The following is an 18,458-nucleotide window of genomic DNA, read 5'->3' on the forward strand; positions in this document are numbered from 1 at the left end:
CACGAGCACGATCACCACAGCGATGAGCATGCCGACGAGCACCATCACGGTCTGGGCCCCAACGACAAGCCGCGCGAGTCGCCCTGGGTGGTGACCCTGCCGCTGATTCTGTTGGCCGTGCCTTCGCTGATCATCGGTTACATCGCCATCGAGCCCATGCTGTACGGTGACTTCTTCAAGGGCGTGATCGACGTCAGCCAGCACCCGGTGATGCACGAGCTGGCCGAAGAATTCGAGAAGATCCACGGTCCCGCCGGCATGGCCTTGCACGGCCTGATGACCGCCCCGTTCTGGCTGGCGCTGTTCGGTGTGGTGGTAGCCTGGTTCTTCTATATGAAGCGCCCGGACATCCCGGCCGCGATCAAGGCTAAGACCGGCCCGATCAACACGCTGCTGGAAAACAAGTACTACATGGACCACCTCTATATCCAGGGCTTCGCCGCGTTCGGCCGTGGCCTCGGTAAGGTGTTCTGGAAGGCGGGCGATACCGTGCTGATCGACGGCCTGGTGGTGAACGGTGCAGCCAAGCTGGTGGGTGCGATTTCCGGCCTGGTACGTCGCGTACAGACCGGCTACATCTATCACTACGCTTTCGCCATGATCATCGGTGCTCTGGTGCTGTTGACCGTGTGGCTCGGCCGCTACGTCATCCCGCATTGATCCGTGCTTGCGCGCATTAAAGAAAACACATTCAGTAGGTAAGGGTGGATATGTCTGAACATCTGTTGAGTCTGGCGATCTGGGTGCCGATCGTGGCCGGTCTCATCGTGCTGGCGACTGGTGGGGACCGTAACGCGGGCGTGGCCCGTGTGTTGGCCCTGATCGGCGCGGTGCTGGGTTTCCTGGTCACCATCCCGCTCTACACCAGCTTCGCCCCGTTGCATGGTGGGGCTCAGTTCGAAGAAATGCGGGCCTGGATTCCCGCCTTCAACATCAACTACCACCTGGGCGTCGACGGCCTGTCGATGTTCTTCGTGATTCTCAACGCCTTCACCACCCTGCTGGTGGTGGTCGCGGGCTGGGAAGTGATCCAGGAACGCGTGGCCCAGTACATGGCCGCTTTCCTGATCATGTCCGGCCTGATCAATGGTGCTTTCTCCTCCATGGACGCGATGCTGTTCTACGTGTTCTTCGAGGCGATGCTGATTCCGCTGTACCTGATCGTTGGTGTATGGGGTGGTCAGAACCGCGTTTACGCCGCCATCAAGCTGTTCCTGTACACCCTGATGGGCTCCTTGCTGCTGCTGGTTGCCTTCATCTACCTGTTCTTCAAGACCGGCCATAGCTTCGAGATCGCTGACTTCCAGCGCATTGCACTGCCGCTGTCGGTGCAAGGCCTCCTGATGGTCGCCTTCTTCTTCGCCTTTGCAGTGAAGGTGCCGATGTTCCCGGTGCATACCTGGTTGCCGGACGCCCACGTGGAAGCGCCTACCGGTGGCTCCATGGTCCTGGCCGCGATCACGCTGAAGCTGGGCGCCTACGGCTTCCTGCGGTTTGCGCTGCCGATCGCCCCGGATGCTGCCCGCCAGTACGGCTGGATCATCATCTTGCTGTCGCTGATCGCCGTGGTCTACATCGGCCTCGTCGCCCTGGTGCAGACCGATATGAAGAAACTGGTGGCGTATTCCTCGATCTCGCACATGGGCTTTGTGACGCTGGGCTTCTATATGCTCGTGGATGGTGCCCCGACCACCTATGGCGTGGAAGGTGCGCTGGTCCAGATGATCTCGCACGGCTTTGTATCGGCCGCCATGTTCTTCTGCATCGGGGTGATGTACGACCGCGTGCACAGCCGCAAGATCGCCGACTACGGCGGCGTGGCCAATACCATGCCCAAGTTCGCTGCCTTCGCGCTGCTGTTTGCCATGGCCAACTCCGGCCTGCCAGCTACTTCCGGCTTCGTGGGCGAGTTCATGGTGATCGTCGGTGCCGTGCAGGTGAACTTCTGGTACGCCGCGCTGGCTGCCACCACCCTCGTGTTCGGCGCCAGCTACACCCTCTGGATGTACAAGCGCGTGATCTTCGGCGAGGTGGCCAACAGCCACGTGGCCGAGCTCAAGGACATCAATCTGCGTGAATTTGCAGTGCTGGCCGTGCTGGCAGTGGCGGTGCTGGGCATGGGTCTGTACCCGGAAGCCTTCACCTCCAAGATGCATACCAGCGTCGATACGCTGATCTCGCAGGTCAAGCAGTCCAAGCTGCCTTGATAAGCGATACGGAAAACGGGATTGAACAAGAATGACGCTCGCTAGTTTGAATCTGGTCGCCGCCCTGCCGGAAATCTGGTTGCTCTGCGCAACCTCGGCCATCCTGCTGATCGATCTGTTCCTCAAGGATGAACAGCGCGATATCACCTACGCGCTGTCGCTGCTGGCGCTGGTCGGTGCCGCGGTGTTCACCATCGAGGGCTACTCGGCAGCGCCGCGTGCTGCCTTCTCCGGCATGTTCGTGGCGGATGCGATGTCCGACGTGCTCAAGGTCGGCATGTACGCTGCCGTGGGCCTGATGCTGGCTTACAGCCGCAGCTACGCCGCCGATCGGCAGATCTACAAGGGCGAGTTGTTCACGCTCTCGCTGTTCGCGCTCCTGGGCATGATGGTGATGGCTTCGGCCACCAACCTCCTGACCCTGTACGTGGGCCTGGAGCTCTTGTCGCTGTCGCTGTACGCCCTGGTGGCCCTGCCGCGTGACAACAAGGTCGCGACCGAAGCTGCCATGAAGTACTTCGTACTCGGCGCGCTGGCCTCCGGCATGTTGCTGTATGGCATGTCCATGATCTACGGCGCCACCGGTAGCCTGAACGTGCACGAGATCGCCCAGAAGGTAGCCAGTGGTTCCGCCAACGCCACCCTGTTGGTGTTCGGCCTGGTCTTCATCGTCACCGGCATCGGCTTCAAGCTTGGCAACGTGCCTTTCCATATGTGGGTGCCCGACGTGTACCAGGGTTCGCCCACCGCCGTCACCCTGCTGATCGGTTCGGCTCCCAAGCTCGCTGCCTTCGCCTTCGTCATCCGTCTGCTGGTGCAGGCGCTGCCCTCGCTGCAGGCGCAGTGGCAAGGTATGTTGATCGTGCTGGCGGTGCTGTCCATCGGTATCGGTAACGTGGTCGCCATCGCCCAGACCAACCTCAAGCGCATGCTGGCCTATTCGACTATCTCGCACATGGGCTTCCTGCTGCTGGGCATACTGTCCGGTTCGCTGCAGGGTTACTCGGCTTCCATGTTCTACGCCATCGTCTACGCCCTGATGTCGGTCGCCGGCTTCGGCGTGGTCCTCCTGATGTCGCGCCAGGGCTTTGAGGCAGAGCGCCTGGCCGATCTCAAGGGCCTGGCTCAGCGCAGCCCCTGGTTTGCCTGGATGATGCTGTTCGTGATGTTCTCCATGGCCGGTATCCCGGTGTTCTCGGGCTTCTTTGCCAAGCTGGCGGTGATCCAGGCGGTGGTGGCGGACGACAAGCTGATCTGGCTGGCCGTGGTGGCCGTGCTGTTCTCGCTGGTCGGTGCCTTCTACTACCTGCGTGTAGTCAAGCTGATGTTCATGGATGAGCCGCTGGATGCGAGCCCGATCGCCGTGAAGTTCGACATGCGCGTGCTGTTGTCGATCAACTGTCTGGCCATCCTGGTTCTGGGCCTGATGCCGCAGTCGCTGCTCAAGCTCTGCTACGAATCGGTCAAGACCAGCCTGGGCATGCTGTGAGCGCAGCGCTGTTTGCTTTTCTCGGATTGGCGGCCTTGGCCGCCAATTTGCCATTCATGGCCGAGCGTATCCTGTTCCTGCTGCCCAACCGCAGGGAAGGGGGCAAGGCCTTCGGTTGGCGGCTCCTGGAGCTGGTACTGCTCTATCTCCTGATGGTAGGGGTGGGGCTGTGGCTAGAGTCGCGTATGGGCCCTTTGCACCCCAAGAAGCTGTTGAACTTCTATGTGCCAACCTTCGCGCTATTTCTGATCGCGGCCTTTCCTGGCTTTGTAATCAAGTACTTCTGGCGCAAGCCAGGCATGTAGCAAAAGTTTTTTGAAGAATTTCGTAGGAAGGGCTTGCCAGAACACCCGGAGATCCCTAGAATGCGCAGCTCTTCAGGCGCGTAGCTCAGCTGGTTAGAGCACCACCTTGACATGGTGGGGGTCGTTGGTTCGAGTCCAATCGCGCCTACCAACATCGGAGCAAACGACTATGTCATTCCGAACTACTACTACCGGCAATTCTCATCTGAGCTGAGTCGGCTTTCGGAAGTTCGTTTGTTCAAAAAAAGTGCGACTTAGGTCGCACTTTTTTTTCGTCTGTACTCTTCGTAATGCAACGCAAAGGTGGAATGAAATGCCCATCGTCACGCTTCCCGACGGCTCCCAGCGCAGCTTCGACCAACCCGTCCGCGTCGCCGACGTGGCCGCCAGCATCGGTGCCGGCCTGGCCCGCGCGGCGCTGGCTGGCAAGGTCGACGGCAAGCTGGTCGATACCTCCTACCTGATCGATCGCGACGTGCAACTGGCCATCGTGACCGAAAAGGATGCCGATGGCCTGGAGGTGATCCGCCATTCCACCGCCCACTTGCTGGCTTACGCCGTCAAGGAGCTGTTTCCGGATGCCCAGGTAACCATCGGTCCGGTCATCGAGCACGGTTTCTACTACGACTTCAGCTACAAGCGTCCCTTTACGCCCGAGGACCTCGAGGCCATTGAGAAGAAGATGGTCGAGCTTGCCAAGCGCGATATCCCGGTCGAGCGCTACGAGCTGTCGCGTGATGAGGCGGTGGCCTACTTCAAGGGCATAGGCGAGAAGTACAAGGCCGAGATCATCGAGAGCATTCCCGCCAATGAGGCGCTGTCGCTGTACCGCGAGGGTGAGTTCACTGACCTTTGCCGCGGCCCGCACGTGCCTTCCACGGGCAAGCTCAAGGTCTTCAAGCTGATGAAGCTGGCTGGCGCCTACTGGCGTGGTGACAGCCGCAACGAGATGCTGCAGCGTATCTACGGTACCGCCTGGGCCAAGAAGGAAGACCTGGAGCAATACCTGCACATGCTGGAGGAGGCTGAGAAGCGCGATCACCGCAAGCTGGGTAAGCAGCTTGATCTGTTCCATATGCAGGACGAGGCCCCGGGCATGGTGTTCTGGCACCCCAAGGGCTGGAGCCTGTGGCAGTCGGTCGAGCAGTACATGCGCAAGCGCCTCGACAAGGCGGGCTACCAGGAGGTCCGTACCCCCATGGTGATGGACCGCGTGCTGTGGGAGAAGTCCGGCCACTGGGAGAACTACCGCGAGAATATGTTCACGACCGAGTCGGAAAAGCGCGACTACGCCGTGAAGCCCATGAACTGCCCGGCCCACGTGCAGATCTTCAATAGCGGCCTGCGTTCCTACCGGGACCTGCCCATGCGCCTGGCTGAATTCGGGGCCTGCCATCGCAACGAGCCGTCCGGTGCGCTGCACGGCATTCTGCGCGTGCGCGGCTTTACCCAGGATGACGCCCACATCTTCTGTACCGAAGACCAGATCGTGGCTGAATCACAGGCCTTCAACGAGCTGGCCATGTCGGTCTACCGCGACTTCGGCTTTGACAATGTGGCCGTCAAGCTGAGCCTGCGGCCCGAGAAGCGTGCCGGCACGGACGAGACCTGGGACAAGGCCGAGAACGGCCTGCGCGACGCCTTGCGCGCCTGTGGCGTGGAGTGGGAAGAGCTGCCGGGCGAGGGTGCCTTCTATGGTCCCAAGGTCGAATACCACATCAAGGACGCGCTGGGCCGTTCCTGGCAGTGCGGCACCCTGCAGCTGGACTTTGTGCTGCCTGAGCGGCTGGATGCGGAGTACGTCAGCTCCGAGGAAAGCCTGCGCAAGCGCCCCGTAATGCTGCACCGGGCCATCCTGGGTTCGCTGGAGCGCTTCCTGGGCATCCTGATCGAAAACCATGCCGGCGCCTTCCCGCTCTGGCTGGCGCCGACCCAGGCTGTGGTCATGAGCATCAGCGAACACCAGGCCGATTACGCGGCTGAAGTCACGGCTTCCCTCAAAAAACAGGGGTTTAGGGTCGAGTCGGACTTGAGAAGTGACAAGATTGGCTTTAAAATACGCGAACATAGCTTGCAGAAGCTGCCTTATCAGATTGTTGTCGGCGATAAGGAAAAAGCTGCTGGATTGGTTGCCGTGCGTTCCCGCGGTGGCGAAGATCTGGGTCAGATGACGGTAGATGCGCTGGTTGAGCGCTGGAAAGCCGAGCTGATCTAGGTTCGAGTCCGACGGCCTCGTTGAAATACGAGGCCGTTTCGTTCGGGTCGCGCGGTTTTCGTTTTTTACTTGGGAGTAAGCGCTATCGCTCAGGACAAAGAGCCGCGGATCAACGGTGAGATTACCGCCCGCGAGGTGCGTCTGAATGACGAAGAAGGCGAACAGCTCGGTATTGTGAGCTTGGCCGAAGCATTGCGTATGGCGGAAGAGCGCGAGGTGGATCTGGTTGAGATCGCCCCGAACGCCACCCCGCCGGTTTGCCGTCTGATGGACTACGGCAAGTTCAAGTACCGCGAGAGCAAGAAGCGGCACGAGCAGAAGCTGAAGGTCAAGCAGGTCCAGATCAAGGAAGTGAAGTTCCGTCCGGGTACCGACGAGAACGACTACCAGGTCAAGCTGCGTAACGTGACGCGCTTCCTGGAAGAGGGCGACAAGGCGAAGATCACCTTGCGCTTCCGTGGTCGTGAGATGGCGCACCAGGAGATCGGCATGGCGCAGCTCAAGCGCATTGAGACCGATCTGGGCGAACTTGCCGTCGTCGAGCAGTTCCCTAAGCTCGAAGGCCGCCAGATGATCATGATGCTGGCGCCCAAGAAGAAGGTCTGATAGCTGATGGATAAGGGGTGGTAGCAAGCCCCGCCTGGCGTAAGCCGGGCGCTCTTGCTGCAAATAAGCGTGGTGTTGGGTACTAAGTGCGGCTTGCCGCCGCCCATCGCCAAATCTAACTAGGCAAAACGGAGTACGTCATGCCGAAGATGAAGACCAAATCGAGCGCCAAGAAGCGTTTGAAGGTGCTGGGTAACGGTGGCGTCAAGCGCTCCAAAGCGTTCAAGCGTCACATCCTGACCAAGAAGACCACCAAGAACAAGCGCCAGCTGCGCGGTACGACCATGGTCCACCCGACCAATATGGCTTCCGTGCGCGCCATGCTGCCGTACGCCGCTTAATCTTCTCGGGAAAGGAATAAACCATGCCTCGCGTCAAACGTGGTGTAACAGCCCGCGCTCGTCACAAGAAAGTTCTCGCTCTCGCCAAGGGCTATCGCGGTCGTCGCAAAAACGTCTATCGCATCGCCAAACAGGCGGTGATGAAGGCCGGTCAATATGCGTACCGTGACCGTCGTCAGCGGAAGCGTCAATTCCGTCAGCTGTGGATTGCTCGTATCAACGCGGCTTCGCGTGAACTGGGCCTGTCTTACAGCAAGTTCATGAACGGCCTCAAGCGCGCTTCGATCAATATCGATCGTAAGGTGCTGGCCGATCTGGCAGTGTTTGATAAGGCTGCGTTTGCGCAAATCTTTGCGCAAGCCAAGGCCAATCTGCCTGCCTGAGCTATCGGTAGCTGAAAGAGGGAGGCGTAAGCCTCCCTTTTTTTGTCCCGTGCCCTATTTCCCTTGCCTGTCTGTCGGGCCGCTCGCCATGGGTTTTCGCGTAGAGAATCCATCGCCAGCGTTGGGGCCGATCCTGGCCACCTCGGCCGGGGTCGCACCCTTGGATTTGATGAGGAGCGATGCAGTATGGGCAACGTCCAAACCATTCTCGACGAAGGTCTGGCCGCGCTGGCGGTCACCCACGACCCGATCGAGCTAGAAAACGTCAAGGCCCGCTATCTGGGCAAGTCGGGTGCCTTGACCGAACTCCTCAAGCAGCTGGCGGCTCTGCCGCCCGAGGAAAAGCGCGCCCAGGGCGCCGTCATCAACCAGGCCAAGACTGCCTTCGAGCAGGCGCTCAATGGTCGCCGCGAAGCGATTGCTGCCGAGAAGCTGGCGCAGCAGCTGGCTGCCGAGGCGCTGGACGTTACCTTGCCGGGCCGTGGTAATGCCGCCGGCGGCCTGCACCCGGTCTCCCTGGTCAAGGAGCGCATCGTCGCCTTGTTCCAGTCCATGGGCTTTGACGTGGCCGACGGCCCCGAGATCGAAGACGACTGGCACAACTTCGAGGCGCTCAATACCCCCAAGGGCCACCCCGCCCGCTCCATGCAGGACACCTTCTACGTTGAAGGCGGCAAGGACGGCGAGCCACTGGTGCTGCGTACCCATACCAGCCCCATCCAGGTTCGCTACATGCTGAACCATCAGCCACCGATCAAGATCGTTGCGCCGGGCCGTGTCTACCGTGTGGATTCCGATGCCACCCACTCGCCCATGTTCCACCAGATGGAAGGCCTGTGGGTTGCCGAGGGTGTGAGCTTTGCCGACCTCAAAGCCACCATGAGCGATTTCCTGCGCCGCTTCTTCGAGCGTGACGACCTGCAGGTGCGCTTCCGTCCCTCCTTCTTCCCGTTTACCGAGACTTCGGCCGAGGTGGATGTGCTCGGAGAGCGCGGCTGGTTGGAAGTGGGTGGCTGCGGCATGGTGCACCCCAATGTGCTGCGCAACGTGGGCATCGATCCGGAGAAGTACACCGGCTTTGCCTTCGGTATCGGCCTCGACCGCTTCGCCATGCTGTACTACGGCGTCAACGACCTGCGCCTGTTCTTCGACAACGATCTGGCCTTCCTCGGCCAGTTCCGTTGAGCGAACGACCAACCCGATTCGATATCGTCAAGGCAGGGCCCGCATGCGGGCCGTGCCGTTCCCACGAGGGATAGAGGCATGAAATTTTCTGAACAGTGGCTGCGCGAACTGGTCAACCCCGCGCTGGACAATGCGGCGCTGGCCGAACTTTTGACCATGGCCGGCCTCGAGGTCGAGGAAAATGAGCCGGCCGCGCCGGCTTTCGACCAGGTAGTGGTGGCCCAGGTGCTGGAAGTACGCAAGCACGAGAACGCCGAGAAGCTCAACGTCTGCAAGGTGGATGCGGGCCTGGGCGGCGAGCCGCTGCAGATTGTCTGCGGCGCGCCCAATGTGGCTGTTGGCGTCAAGGTGCCATGTGCCCTGGTCGGCGCCAGCCTGCCGGGCGACTTCAAGATCAAGGAAGCCAAGCTGCGCGGTGTGGAGAGCTTCGGCATGCTGTGCTCGGCCCGTGAACTGGGCGTTTCGGAAGAGAGCGATGGTCTCTTGCTGCTGCCGCAGGATGCGCCCGTGGGCATGTCCTTCCGCGACTACTACCAGCTCGACGACCGCCTCTACACCCTCAAGCTGACCCCCAATCGCGCCGACTGCCTGAGCCTGACCGGCATTGCCCGCGAGGTGGCCGCCCTGACCGGCAGCAACATGAAGCCGGTGGTCGTCGCCCCGGTCGCGCCGGCCATCGACGCGGTCCGTAACGTCAAGCTGGCGGCCGGTAGTGCCTGTCCGCGCTACGCTGGCCGGCTGGTGCGCGGTGTCAATGCCGGTGCCGCCACGCCCGACTGGATGAAGCGCCGCCTTGAGCGCAGCGGCATCCGCTCGATCTCGGCCCTGGTCGATATCACCAACTATGTGTTGCTCGAGCTGGGTCAGCCCATGCACGCCTTTGACGCGGCCAAGCTGCAAGGCGATATCGTCGCCCGCATGGCGCAGGCCGGCGAGCAGCTGGAGCTACTGAACGGCAAACAGCTGACGCTGGAAGCGGACATGCTGGTCATCGCCGACGCCAGCGGCCCCGTCGCCCTGGCAGGCATCATGGGCGGCATGCCGACCTCGGTGCAGATCGGTGAGACCCAGGACGTCTTCCTCGAATCCGCCTTCTTTGCTCCTGAAGTGATCGCCGGCAAGGCGCGTCGTCTGGGCTTCAGTTCGGACTCCAGCCACCGCTTCGAGCGTGGCGTGGACTTCGGCAACTGTCGCCAGGCCCTGGAGCGCGCGACCGCCTTGGTGCTCGAGATCTGTGGTGGCCAGGCAGGCCCCGTGACCGAGGCCCTGGCCGAGCTGCCCCAGCGTCCGGCGGTGAGTCTGCGCGTGGCCCGTGTGGCGCGTGTGTTGGGCGTGACCCTGTCGGCTGACGAGATCAGCGGCATGCTGCAGAAGCTGGGCCTGGCCGTGGTGCGCGATGGCGAGACCCTGACCGTCACGCCACCGAGCTATCGCTTCGATATTGTCATCGAAGAGGATTTGATCGAAGAAGTGGCCCGTCTGTACGGCTATGACAACGTGCCGACCCGTCCGCCGCTGTCCGGCCAGGCCATGCTGCCGCAGGATGGTAAGCGGCGCCCGGCCTTGGCGGTCAAGCTGGCCCTGGCCGCACGCGACTACCAGGAGATCGTCAGCTACGCCTTTGTTGAGGCGCAGTGGGAGGCGGACTTTGCCGCCAACGCTACTCCGGTGAAACTGATGAACCCGATCGCCAGCCAGATGAGCGTGATGCGCTCGACCCTGATCGGTGGTCTGGTGAATACCCTGGTCGGCAATCTGAACCGCAAGCACGAGCGCGTGCGTCTGTTCGAGTTGGCCCGCGTGTTTCATGGCGTGGCAGCCGAGCAACAGCCGGAGAAGCTGGCCGGTCTCGCCTATGGCCCGCGCCAGCGTGAGCAGTGGGGTGCCAAGGCGGTACGTATCGATTTCTTCGATGTGAAGGCCGACGTCGAGGCGCTGTTGGCTCCGCGCCAGGCCCGCTTTGAGCGTGCCGAGCACCCGGCCTTCCATCCGGGGCGCTGCGCCCGCATCGTGCTCGACGGTAAGGCCGTGGGCGTGATCGGTGAGCTGCACCCGAAGTGGGTGCAGGGCTACGATCTGCCGGCTGCGCCGGTGCTGTTCGAGCTCGACGCTGCGGTGCTGCTGGAGCGCTATCTGATCCGCTCGCAACCGGTCTCGAAGTTCCAGCCGGTACGCCGCGACCTCGCCTTTGTGGTTGATGAAAGCGTCCAGTACCAGCAGATCCTGGATGCCCTTACGGCCGCCAAACAACCCTTCGTGACGACCATCGAAGGCTTCGATGTGTACCGTGGTGCAGGGGTCCCGGATGGGAAAAAGAGCCTTGCATTCAAGGTGATATTGCAAGATACTCAGAAAACGCTTTCGGACGCGGACATCGATTCCGCCGTCTCCCAGCTCGTCGCCACGCTGCAACAACACGTCCAGGCTCAGCTCCGCAGCTGAGCCCATCGCGACGAATTCCGCACCAAAAAATCATGCCTGTGACACTGACTAAAGCTGAACTTGCCGACCTTCTTTTTGACAAGGTCGGTCTGAATAAACGTGAAGCCAAGGACATGGTGGAAGCCTTCTTCGAAGAGATCCGCCAATCCTTGCAAGAGGGGGAGAGCGTCAAGCTGTCCGGCTTCGGCAACTTCCAGTTGCGCGACAAGCCACAGCGGCCTGGCCGCAATCCCAAGACTGGCGAGGAGATTCCTATCTCCGCCCGCCGTGTGGTGACTTTTCACGCCAGCCAGAAGCTGAAGGGCATGGTGGAAGACAACTATGCAGATGGAAAGCTCGTTACCGAGAGCTGAACTGCCGCCCATCCCCGCCAAGCGCTACTTCACCATTGGTGAGGTCAGCGAGCTATGCGGGGTGAAGCCGCACGTGCTGCGCTACTGGGAGCAGGAGTTCACTCAGTTGCGACCGGTCAAGCGGCGCGGCAATCGCCGCTACTACCAGCACCATGAGGTGCTGCTGGTCCGGCGCATCCGTACCCTGCTGTACGAGGAGGGTTTCACCATCAGCGGCGCCCGCAACCGCCTGGAGCACCAGGCGCTGGACGCGGTCGCCCATGGCGAGGCCAATCTTGGCGAGGCGCTGGAGCACGAGGCTGAAGCGGTGCAGGCGGCCAGCGCTGCCTTGCTGAGCGTACGCGAGGAGCTGCTCGCGTTACGCGCCTACCTCGATAGTTGAGGCACCAGGCCGGTTCGCCGACCAACGTCGGTGAACTGGGTGACCAAGCTGTTGGGCGGTAAATGCTTGATTTCATGGTGCCTACCCACCGGCAGTTTTTCTGGCGGGCTCTGGCTGGCGGTTGATCGCCAATCTGGCCGGTACTTTCGCCTACAAGACTGCTTGCCAGGGCCGAGAAATCGGCTATAATCCGGCCTCCTTCGAGTCGGAGCGTGGCGCAGCCTGGTAGCGCACTTGCATGGGGTGCAAGGGGTCGGAGGTTCGAATCCTCTCGCTCCGACCAAGAAACATAAAAAGCCTGAAGCCTAGCTTCAGGCTTTTTGCTTTGCAGGCCCGCCTACGTGACCACACCGCTCAAATACCTTGCCGCCTATTCGCCCGCCCTGCAGGAGCAGGTGCGCGGCCTGATTGCGCAAGGGCGACTGGGTAGCCACCTGGGCAGCCGCTACCCCGATGGCCACGCCATCCAGAGCGACAAGGCCCTCTACCAGTACGTCTGCGAGCGCAAGGACCGCTATTTGCGGACCGCGCCGGCCATCGACAAGGTGGTCTACGACAGCAAGCTCGACGTGGTGCACCACGCCCTGGGCCTGCATACCGCCATCTCCCGGGTACAGGGCGGCAAGCTCAAGGCCAAGAAGGAAATCCGTGTCGCAACCCTGTTTCGCGAGGCGCCAGAGCCCTTTCTGCAGATGATCGTGGTGCACGAGCTGGCGCACCTGAAGGAGCGCGACCACAACAAGGCCTTCTACCAGCTCTGTTGTCATATGCTGGCCGACTACCACCAGCTGGAATTCGACCTGCGTCTGTGGCTTACGCTGCGGGAACTCCCCGAAGGCTCGTAGTGATGCAAAAAAGCCCGCCAAGGCCTAAGCCAGGGCGGGCACCAGGGAGGACAAAATGGTTCGGGGGGACTTAGCCCTCGGTGGTCTCCGGAATCGGCTCGCCACGCGTCTTCCAGAGCGAATACAGCACCCCGGCAGCCAACAGGCCAAAGGTCACGCCTAGCGACATGGGCGAGGGGATCTTGATCGCCAGATTCACCAGGAAGATTTTCACGCCGATAAACACCAAGACCACGGCCAGCGCGTACTTCAGGTAGTGGAAGCGGTGCACCATGGCGGCGAGCGCAAAGTAGAGCGCGCGCAGGCCCAGGATGGCGAAGATGTTGGAGGTGAACACGATAAAGGTGTCGGTGGTGATCGCGAAGATCGCCGGCACGCTGTCCACCGCGAAGATCAGGTCGGTGACCTCCACCATCACCAGTGCCAGGAACAGCGGCGTAGCCCACCACAGCTGACGGGCCGGGTTCTTGGGGTCGGCCTGCTTGACGAAGAACTGCTTGCCGCTCAGTTGCTCGGTAAAGCGGAAGTGGCGCTTGAGCCAACCGATCATGGGGTTGCTGGCCACGTCGGTCTCATCGTCCTTCATGAACAGCATCTTCACGCCGGTGATCACCAGGAAGGCGCCGAACAGATAGAGCACCCACATGAACTGGTGGATCAGGGCGGCGCCGAGGCCGATCATCAGGCCGCGCATGACGATGGCGCCCAGAATGCCCCAGAACAGCACGCGGTGCTGATAGACGCGGGGCACGGCGAAGTAGGTGAAGATCAGGCTGATGACGAACACATTGTCCATCGACAGGCTTTTCTCGACCAAAAAGCCGGTTAGGTAATCCATGCCGGCCGCGGGGCCGAGCTGGTACCACACCCAGCCGCCGAACAATAGGCCGGCGCTGATATAGAAAGCCGAGAGCTTGAGGCTTTCCTTGACCCCGATCTCGTGGTCCTTCTTGTTCAGTACGCCCAGGTCGAGTACCAGCAGCACCAATACGACAGCCGCAAAGGTACCCCACATCCAGATGGGATAGCTCATGATGGTTCCAGTCTAGTCTTTGCGGGTCGGTCTGCCCGCGGAAGGGGGGCGGCGACCCCGAGCGGGGCCGCCGGTCAGAGGCGGGGCAGTGTGCCCGCCGTCAGGCTCGGGCAGCTTGGCGCAGGGCCTCGATACGTGCCTCGAGTGGCGGGTGGCTGCTGAAGAGGCTGCCTATGCCGCCGGCGATGCCGCTGGCGGCCATGTTCTTGGGTAGCTCACCCGGCTCGCGGCCGCCGAGCACCTGCAGCGCGTCGATCATGGGGGCATTGCTGCCCAGGAGCTTGGCGGCTCCAGCGTCGGCGCGGTATTCGCGTTGGCGCGAGAAGTACATGACCACGATGCTGGCCAGAATGCCAAAGATGATTTCGAACACAAAGCTGGCGATCATGTAGCCGATGCCGGGACCGCTGCTTTCTTCGTCGTTACGGCGCAGAAAGCTGTCCACCAGATAGCCGGCCACCCGCGAGAGGAAGACCACGAAGGTGTTCACCACGCCCTGGATCAGGGTCAGGGTCACCATATCGCCGTTGGCGACGTGGGCGACCTCGTGGGCCAGCACGGCTTCCACTTCGCGGCGGCGCATGGTCTGCAAGAGACCGGTCGAGACCGCTACCAGCGAATTGGACTTGCTGGGACCGGTGGCGAAGGCATTCGGCGCACCTTCGTAGATGGCGACCTCGGGCATGGCGATATTGGCGCGCTGTGCGAGGCTGCGCACCGTCTCCACCAGCCAGGCCTCGTCGGCGTTGCGTGGCTGGCTGATCACCTCGGCGCCGGTACTCCATTTGGCCATGGTCTTGGACATGAGGAGCGAGATAAACGAACCACCGAAGCCGATCAGGCCGGAGAACACCAGCAGCATGCCAAAGTTCATGCCGTTGGCGGTCAGGAAGCGATCGACGCCCAGCAGGCGGGCGCTGACCGACAGCACCAGCATGACGGCCAGGTTGGTCAGCAGGAATAAGACGACACGTTTCATGGCGATTTCCTTTCCGGGGAAGCTAACCACCCTTAAGGTGGTTGCGCCCTCAATACAATCAAGTGCTTGCCGCTTTGGACGATGTGGCGCGGACAAGGTGCCCGACCGTCCTTGCGGACTCATTACGGGGCTAAGGATAGGTGAACTAGGCAGAAAGAAGAATCGAGCTTATTCTGACTGAATGATCGGTTTTTTCGATGTATTGTCATGCAGCCACTGAACTTCAAGCACTTGCATTACTTCTGGATGGTCGCCAAGGAAGGCGGAGTGGCCCGCGCTGCGGAGCGGTTGGAGGTGACACCGCAGACCATCAGCGGTCAGCTGGGCAGCCTGGAGCGGGAGTTGGGGCGTGCCTTGTTCCGCCAAGTAGGCCGCCGGCTGGAGCTGACCGAGGCGGGGCGCGAGGCGCTGCGCTACGCGGATGAGATATTCCTATTGGGTGAGCACCTGCGGACCGCCCTGGCCGACCCGGCGCTGGATAGGGTTGCACGGCTGACCGTGGGCATTGCCGATTCGGTCCCCAAGCTGGTGGCCTACCAGCTCTTGGCGCCCATGGTGGGCGATACGCCCAATCTGCGGCTGACCTGCCACGAGGGTAATTTCGACGAACTGGTCTCGGCCCTGGCGCGCCACAAGCTGGACCTGGTACTGTCCGACCGTGACCTGCCGCAGTCGCAGCACCGCCTGCAGGCACGGCGGGTGGCCAGCAGCCCGACTGGTCTCTTTGCCACTCCGGCGCTGCATGCCCGCTACGGCGGCGACCTGAGCCGCGCGCCGTTGCTGCTACCCAGCCGGCGCAGCTCGCTCAGAGCGCGGCTGGATGGCTGGTTGGAGAGCGAGGGCCTGCGGCCGCCATTGGCGGGGGAGTTCGACGACAGTGCCTTGCTGACTACTTTTGGTGGCAATGGCGCCGGTTACTTCCCGGCGGCGACGGTGCTCGGGGAAATGCTGGCACAGCAGTATGGGGTAGAGCTGGTGCGGGAGCTGCCTGAGCTTGATGAGGACTACTACGCCATTACCTCCGCCGCGCGGTTGACCAATCCCTTGCTGGAGCGGCTGTTGCAGGCCAGTGAAATGCGCTGAGCGATGGTGGCAAGGCAAAACAAAAAGCCCAGCTAGGCTGGGCTTTTTGCTTACATCTGGCTCCTCGACCTGGGCTCGAACCAGGGACCTACGGATTAACAGTCCGGCGCTCTACCGACTGAGCTATCGAGGAAAGGAGGCGCACTTTAAGGGCAAGACGAGCATTCGTCAAACATTTTCCGCACTTTTTTTGCGAATTTTTTTCGTACTGGGGGGAAGGCTTTTCCGATCAATGTCTTGCGCGTTACCCTCTGTGCAGGGCGAGCGAGAATATATCTGCTGGCAGCGGGACGTCTGCTAAGAAGAAATTGGGTTTGGCGATAAGGGAGTCAACATGCGGGGCTGGTTGGGGGTACTGGGGCTGTTGCTCCTGGCCATGCCGGCCAGTGCCGATTGCCGTGAGGGCTACCGTGTACCGCTGATACCGCTGGGCTATGCCAGCGGCGCGGACAAGCAAGGCGAGCCCAGCGGCTTTTACGTGGACCTGTTGCGCGAGGTGGCCAATCGCAGTGGCTGCCGCCTGCTGCTGGAGATACTGCCGGCGGCAAGGGCTCGTGCACTTAGGGAAGTCCGGCCCAGCCCCATCATGGCACCTACCGGCGCCAGTAGCGCCGAAGCCAATCCTGCCCTGTTGTTCATCCCCATGGCGCGCGAACCGATGGACCTGATCATCCGCGAAGATTTGCCGATCGAGGGCTGGCGGCAAGCCGAGGAGGACCGCAAGCTGGTGTTCGGCAGCATCCGGGGTGCCAGCTACGGCGAATGGGTCAATCGCTTTCTGCGTGATCTGCCGGCGGGCCGGCATGATGTCTCGATCGATGCGGAGACGGTCTACCGCAAGCTCGGTGCCGGGCGTATCGGCGCTACCTTTGGCAATGCCTATGTCTACCGCTGGTATATGGACAGAGGACAACTGCAGGGGCAGGTCAGGGTGCTACCGGTGCCTGCCATGCGCCGTGTCGTGGTCGGGGTGATGCTCGATACCACGGCCTTGGCGCCGCAAGACATATCCTTGCTCAAGCAGACCGTCGAGGCGGTGCGCGACGATGGCAGCTTTCGCCGCATGATGGCCCGCTACCTGGGCGAGGAGCTGGCGCGCGAGCGCGCCTACGCCTCGCCGCCAGGGCCGCTAGCGCCGTAGCGCAGAGATGGCTGCATCGAGGTGCTGCAGCAACTGGGCCACGTCTTCCAGCCGGCTGGCCGGGCTCAGCAGCATCATATTGTGGAAGGGGGTGATGAGCACCCCGCGGTTCAAGAGGTAGAGGTGCAGCACGTGTTCCAGCGCCGGCTGCATGGCGGCGTCCGCCTCGCTGCCGGTGCGTGGTGGCGTGGCACAGAACTGGAATTCCAGCCGGGCACCCAGCTCGGTCACGCACCAGGGCAAGCCATGCTTGGCCAAGAGGTTGCGCAGGCCGCTGGCCAGCTGGTGGGCCAGGGCATGCATATGGCGGTAGGCCGCTTCCGTCATGACCGATTCCAGATTGGCGCGCATGGCCGCCATGGCCAGGGCATTGGCGGTCAGCGTGGTGCCGATGCCGGAATGGCCGGGAGGGGCAGCCGACTTGGCAGCCCGCATGCGCTGCGCCAGCTTGGCGGTAAAACCGTAGGCGGCGCAGGGCACGCCGCCGCCCAGCGGCTTGCCAAGCACAAAGCAGTCCGGTGCCAGGCCGTGCAGGCGGCTGTAGCCACCGGGGCCGCTGGAGATGGTGTGGGTCTCGTCACAAACTAGCAGCGTACCAGCCGCCTTGATCAGGGCGCGGGCGTGTTCCCAGTAGCCCGGCTCGGGCAGCACCATGCCGATATTGGTCATGGCGGGCTCGGCCAGCACACAGGCGATGTCGCCCCCGGCCAGCGCGGCTTCCAGTGCTGCCAGGTCATTGAACTCCACCACCACCGTGTGCTGGGTCAGGTCGTAGACCTGGCCCAGCAGGCTGTCGCGCTGGCGAGGTTGGCCGTCCACCAGGTCGACGAAGACGTCGTCCACCGTGCCGTGGTAGCAGCCGTTGAAGACCAGCACCTTGCTGCGCCCGGTCACGGCACGTGCCCAGCGGATCACGAAACGGTTGGCGTCGGACGCGGTCATGGCGAATTGCCAGTAGGGCAGGCCGAAGCGCTCGGCCAAGAGCTCTCCGACCCGGGCGGCATCTTCGCCCGGCAGCATGGTGGTGAAGCCGCGGCGGGCTTGCGCTGCCACCGCTTCGGCCACGGCGGCCGGGCCGTGACCGAACATGGCGCCGGTATCGCCCAGGCAGAAGTCGGCGTAGTGGTGGCCATCCACATCGACAAAGCCGGCGCCTTGCGCTTCGGCCACGAAGAGCGGGAAGGGTGTGCCCCAGTCGGCCATCCAGTGCAGCGGCACGCCGTATAGGAGGTGGGCGTCGGTGCGCTGAGCCAGGGCTTGGGAGCGGGGCCGGGCGGCAATATAGCGCTGCCGCTCCTCTGTCATCAGCCGTTCTATGGCGGTAGGGGCGATGCCGGTCTGGGTCTGCATGGTCTGCCTCGGTGGTGAAATATTTCATCACTCTGTTTAATATTCACACCATTCTGCCGAAAGAGCCTGGGGCTGGTAAATACCCCCGGTGCTGCCACAAGACGGCCGGCAATCGCCTA

Annotated in this window: 17 protein-coding genes, 3 tRNA genes and 1 pseudogene; 17 read left to right on the forward strand and 4 right to left on the reverse strand. The window is 62.1% G+C overall.

Annotated features, from left to right (window positions below; all coding sequences use genetic code 11):
- From VIM95_RS02305 to VIM95_RS02375, 15 genes and pseudogenes are all read left to right on the forward strand, one after another.
- Positions 1–660, forward strand: a pseudogene (locus tag VIM95_RS02305) (NADH-quinone oxidoreductase subunit L); the annotation flags it as partial.
- A gap of 50 nt (positions 661–710) precedes the next feature.
- Positions 711–2,207 (forward strand): NADH-quinone oxidoreductase subunit M, encoded by a 1,497-nt coding sequence (locus tag VIM95_RS02310; protein ID WP_331982554.1) that lies wholly within the window; start codon positions 711–713, stop codon positions 2,205–2,207.
- 31 nt (positions 2,208–2,238) lie between these two features.
- Positions 2,239–3,696 carry an NADH-quinone oxidoreductase subunit NuoN gene (gene nuoN, locus VIM95_RS02315; protein ID WP_331982556.1) on the forward strand — a complete coding sequence of 486 codons (1,458 nt, stop codon included), beginning with the start codon at positions 2,239–2,241 and terminating at the stop codon, positions 3,694–3,696.
- Complete coding sequence (locus VIM95_RS02320; RefSeq protein WP_331982558.1) at positions 3,693–4,001, forward strand: DUF2818 family protein; 309 nt, start codon at positions 3,693–3,695, stop codon at positions 3,999–4,001. Before nuoN ends, VIM95_RS02320 begins: the two co-directional genes overlap by 4 nt.
- 74 nt (positions 4,002–4,075) lie before the next feature.
- A tRNA-Val gene (locus tag VIM95_RS02325) sits at positions 4,076–4,152 on the forward strand.
- A 162-nt stretch (positions 4,153–4,314) separates the two neighbouring features.
- On the forward strand, positions 4,315–6,216 hold the full coding sequence (thrS, locus tag VIM95_RS02330) for a threonine--tRNA ligase (RefSeq protein ID WP_331982560.1): 1,902 nt from the start codon (positions 4,315–4,317) through the stop codon (positions 6,214–6,216).
- 84 nt (positions 6,217–6,300) lie between these two features.
- The gene (infC, locus tag VIM95_RS02335; protein ID WP_349258174.1) at positions 6,301–6,822 is read left to right on the forward strand and encodes a translation initiation factor IF-3; all 522 of its coding nucleotides are present in this window, start codon (positions 6,301–6,303) and stop codon (positions 6,820–6,822) included.
- Between the two features lie 140 nt (positions 6,823–6,962).
- Entirely contained in the window at positions 6,963–7,163 is a 201-nt protein-coding gene (gene rpmI, locus VIM95_RS02340; protein ID WP_028445459.1) for a 50S ribosomal protein L35, read from the forward strand.
- A 23-nt stretch (positions 7,164–7,186) separates the two neighbouring features.
- A complete protein-coding gene (gene rplT, locus VIM95_RS02345) occupies positions 7,187–7,546 on the forward strand; it encodes a 50S ribosomal protein L20 (protein ID WP_331982565.1) in 360 nt (119 codons plus the stop codon).
- Positions 7,547–7,732: 186 nt separating this feature from the next.
- Positions 7,733–8,731: a phenylalanine--tRNA ligase subunit alpha gene (gene pheS, locus VIM95_RS02350; protein WP_331982567.1), complete on the forward strand. Its 999-nt coding sequence runs from the start codon at positions 7,733–7,735 to the stop codon at positions 8,729–8,731.
- Positions 8,732–8,809: 78 nt separating this feature from the next.
- Complete coding sequence (gene pheT / locus VIM95_RS02355; protein ID WP_331982569.1) at positions 8,810–11,173, forward strand: phenylalanine--tRNA ligase subunit beta; 2,364 nt, start codon at positions 8,810–8,812, stop codon at positions 11,171–11,173.
- A gap of 38 nt (positions 11,174–11,211) precedes the next feature.
- Positions 11,212–11,526, forward strand: a complete 315-nt coding sequence (locus VIM95_RS02360; protein ID WP_331982728.1) for an integration host factor subunit alpha — start codon at positions 11,212–11,214, stop codon at positions 11,524–11,526.
- Entirely contained in the window at positions 11,501–11,908 is a 408-nt protein-coding gene (locus tag VIM95_RS02365; RefSeq protein WP_349258175.1) for a MerR family transcriptional regulator, read from the forward strand. The genes VIM95_RS02360 and VIM95_RS02365 overlap by 26 nt, the downstream gene beginning before the upstream one ends.
- A 206-nt stretch (positions 11,909–12,114) precedes the next feature.
- Positions 12,115–12,191: transfer RNA gene (locus tag VIM95_RS02370), tRNA-Pro, on the forward strand.
- Between the two features lie 58 nt (positions 12,192–12,249).
- Positions 12,250–12,753 carry a M48 family metallopeptidase gene (locus tag VIM95_RS02375; protein WP_331982573.1) on the forward strand — a complete coding sequence of 168 codons (504 nt, stop codon included), beginning with the start codon at positions 12,250–12,252 and terminating at the stop codon, positions 12,751–12,753.
- 70 nt (positions 12,754–12,823) lie between these two features.
- Here the strand turns inward: VIM95_RS02375 and VIM95_RS02380 are convergent, their stop codons facing one another.
- The gene (locus VIM95_RS02380; RefSeq protein WP_331982575.1) at positions 12,824–13,786 is read right to left on the reverse strand and encodes a TerC family protein; all 963 of its coding nucleotides are present in this window, start codon (positions 13,784–13,786) and stop codon (positions 12,824–12,826) included.
- A gap of 100 nt (positions 13,787–13,886) precedes the next feature.
- Positions 13,887–14,765 (reverse strand): protease HtpX, encoded by an 879-nt coding sequence (htpX, locus tag VIM95_RS02385; RefSeq protein WP_331982577.1) that lies wholly within the window; start codon positions 14,763–14,765, stop codon positions 13,887–13,889.
- 207 nt (positions 14,766–14,972) lie between these two features.
- Between htpX and VIM95_RS02390 the strand changes: the two genes are divergently transcribed.
- Positions 14,973–15,848, forward strand: a complete 876-nt coding sequence (locus VIM95_RS02390; protein WP_331982579.1) for a LysR substrate-binding domain-containing protein — start codon at positions 14,973–14,975, stop codon at positions 15,846–15,848.
- Between the two features lie 57 nt (positions 15,849–15,905).
- Here VIM95_RS02390 and VIM95_RS02395 read toward each other — a convergent pair.
- Positions 15,906–15,981, reverse strand: a tRNA-Asn gene (locus tag VIM95_RS02395).
- Between the two features lie 201 nt (positions 15,982–16,182).
- Here VIM95_RS02395 and VIM95_RS02400 point away from each other — a divergent pair.
- Entirely contained in the window at positions 16,183–16,989 is an 807-nt protein-coding gene (locus VIM95_RS02400; RefSeq protein WP_331982581.1) for an ABC transporter substrate-binding protein, read from the forward strand.
- On the opposite strand, the gene VIM95_RS02405 is transcribed toward VIM95_RS02400, so the two are convergent.
- A complete protein-coding gene (locus VIM95_RS02405; RefSeq protein WP_331982583.1) occupies positions 16,978–18,339 on the reverse strand; it encodes an aspartate aminotransferase family protein in 1,362 nt (453 codons plus the stop codon). The two genes, VIM95_RS02400 and VIM95_RS02405, sit on opposite strands and share 12 nt — an antisense overlap.
- Between the last annotated feature and the right edge of the window lie 119 nt (positions 18,340–18,458).

Origin of the sequence: Chitinimonas sp., assembly GCF_036568685.1 — a bacterium.
Lineage (GTDB): Bacteria > Pseudomonadota > Gammaproteobacteria > Burkholderiales > Chitinimonadaceae > Chitinimonas.